We start from the raw sequence: 2,753 nt of genomic DNA on the forward strand, positions 1-2,753 counted from the left end.
TCATCCATGACATCTCGAAGTGCCTGGTATCGCTCCGCCACGGCCTTTTCCGCGTCCATACCCGGCCAACGCGCTCGGCCCCTCTGGCTATTCCCCTATTCGGCTAACTAATTCCTGAGCGGGCCCTTACCACCAGGTACGGGCTCTTCGGCCATGAACTGGCGACATCCGACAACAGTGGCTTGGCAGAGACGGAGGGTGACGAATTCCTAGTGACCATCCACGGGATGGACTCAGGCCCCTTGGCTCCGCGCGCGGTCGGCGGCACGAAGATGAGCGAGTGTGAGATCGTCAATGGCAACAAGGAGTCATTGACGCGGTGCGCACGCCACGAATTCGAGATCTCTACCTTCATGCACGAACTGGGTCACTCCCTGGGGCTTCATCATGGCGGACACGAGCTTCAAAACTGCAAACCCAACTACGCCAGCGTGATGAACTACCTTTACACATTCAAGTTCAATGCCATGACACGGCAACTGGACTACTCGACGCGCATCCTCCCGACGCTCAACGAAGCGGACTTGCTTGAGACGCGAGGCTTCGACGCAATGCCGGTGGGATGGGCTCTTTGCTGGGGCTACAACGGCCGGGGGCACTGCCAGAAGAATCTCCATCCGGCTCCTAACCAGCCCATTCCGAGCGTGGACTGGAACCGGAACAAGACCACCGACCCCGACTTGCTGCCGACCATCAACCTCAACATGATTCACAAGCTCGACGGCACCCCGCCCACCAAGCCCGAAGAGGGCTGCACGGGTGATGGCTCCATCCACTATGGCTCCTCCGACTGGGACCACCTCAAGCTCGATTTCCACCGCAGGCAGTTTCACAGCTTCGCGTATCAGGGCATGGAGACGGAGGGAGAGCTGGAGGAGCAGGAGTGGGAGGGCCTGACGCCGGGCGCCATGGCTGCGGCCATCGCCACCGAAGACTCCGACGAGGATGGATTGATAGATGCTGTGGACAACTGTGTGTGGGCCGCCAATCCGGACCAAGCCGACCTCGATGCGGACGGAATAGGCGATGCCTGCGAGATTCCGCTGGGCATCGTGGACCTGGACGTGGAGGTGACGCCCGCCACCCTGACCGTGGGCGTGGGCCAGGCAATGACGCTGACAGCGCGAGTGCGGAATATTGGCACACGCGTTGGCTCACTGGGCCAGCTCAGCTGGGTCCTTCCGACGCATGCCACCGTCCAGAGCGCGCAGAGCAGCGGCACCGACTGTGCCCAAGACGAGACGGCGGACGACGTACGCTACGTGTGCGAACTGGGTGACTTGGCGCCCAACGCGGAGGTCCTAGCCACTCTGGCTGTCGCATTCCCACAAACCGGCGTATTCAAGATTGGCATCCAGGGATACATCTACGAACTCGACCTGGACCGATCCAACAACGATGACGAGACGACGGTGACCGTCGTGATGCAGCCCCCTGCGGCCCCCAGCAACCTACAGGGCTCGGCGGTGCCAGCCACGCAGGTGAAGCTGGCGTGGACGGACAACTCGTCCAACGAGACGGGCTTCGAGGTCTACCGTCAGAGCTCCGCCAGCACCGTGTACGCGCTGGTCCAGTCACTGGCCGCTAACGTCAGGACATTCACGGACACGACTGTTCAACCTGGTAACACGTACAGCTATTACGTGCGCGCAATCTCGGACATTGGTCCCTCGGTCGCGTCCAATACAGTGACGGTCATCGTACCGTGACGTAGTCGCTGACAGGTGACGGCACCGGAAGAGGATCCCTATTCCGGTGCCGTCACCTTTCGCGCAGGACTCCAGCAGCAAGAGGTTCCATGCGCAAACGCCGAATAGCCCGCGCATAGCGGCCCCCGTCCAACCATTGATGGGGGACACGAGAGGTTACAGTCGAACGAGCTTCCTGTTCGGAGCGCACTGCAAGGAGCAGTCCGTTCAGACTCGACTTCGCCCTTTTGAGGCGAGGGGGTGAGCGCGGCGGTCTATCCCGCGCGCCCTTGGGATAGGCTCATGGAGCGGGAGGCGGCGCGTAAGTTGGCGCGAATTCGACACTGCGAGTGCCAGCGGGTATGGGCCAGGGTGGATTGAGACAGGTGCAAGACATCCGCGAAGCTGACAGTGGCCCTGGTGGTGTACCAGGGCCGCAACGGCAGCTTCATCTGCTGCCAGTTGGTGACCAGCTCCATGTACCAGAGGACGAGCAGGGTGTAGCTCAAGCCTGCGAAGGGGGCGGTGCGCAGCACTGCCAGACGGCGGTGGGCACGTGAGTCGGCGAAGCCGAGCTGCTGCTTCAAGCCCCGGAAGAGCACTTCGATGCTCCCGGTGAGGGAGGCGTCGGTGCAGAAGAAGACGAGCAGGGGCCGGCTGCCGCCCGTCATCCGTACGATGACGATTTTGAGCATCCGCGCTCCGGCAGCGCTCTTCCACCGAGCCACCAATTCCTTAAAAACAACGAGAAAAGGACGATTGCCTGCTGGCACAACAGAGAGCGGCCGACTCCACCTCGCACTATCGAATGCGACCTTCAAAGAGTTCGAACAAACATTCCTGAGACACCAACGGGCATGGCTTCGCGATGCCAAGACCTCACGGGAGCAACTCGCCATCAAACGAAGGACAGCAGAGGACATCCTCCTGGGCGCTTAGGGCCTGAGATTTTATAACGCGACCGATTGGCAGGGGATCGACAAATAGGCTGAGGCGTGCTCGAAGGTGTCGATGGTCACCGAGGAAGAGGTCGCGAAGAGGTACAAGCTGATGAGCAAGGTTCTG

2 protein-coding genes are annotated in these 2,753 nt (G+C 61.1%); one reads left to right on the plus strand and one right to left on the minus strand.

Annotated features, from left to right (window positions below; genetic code table 11):
- Positions 1-182 precede the first annotated feature (182 nt).
- Positions 183-1,709, plus strand: coding sequence for a fibronectin type III domain-containing protein (locus G4D87_RS36405; protein WP_205507864.1), 1,527 nt, complete (start codon positions 183-185; stop codon positions 1,707-1,709).
- 254 nt (positions 1,710-1,963) lie between these two features.
- On the opposite strand, the gene G4D87_RS36410 is transcribed toward G4D87_RS36405, so the two are convergent.
- Positions 1,964-2,383, minus strand: a complete 420-nt coding sequence (locus G4D87_RS36410) for a hypothetical protein (RefSeq protein WP_205507865.1) — start codon at positions 2,381-2,383, stop codon at positions 1,964-1,966.
- Positions 2,384-2,753 lie beyond the last annotated feature (370 nt).

The organism is Myxococcus vastator (assembly GCF_010894475.1).
In the GTDB taxonomy this organism is placed as follows: Bacteria; Myxococcota; Myxococcia; order Myxococcales; family Myxococcaceae; genus Myxococcus; species Myxococcus vastator.

Bases quoted from the DNA above. Each gene is read 5' to 3' on its own strand.
- G4D87_RS36410 (WP_205507865.1), bottom strand. From the start codon at position 2,383: ATGCTCAAAATCGTCATCGTACGGATGACGGGCGGCAGCCGGCCCCTG.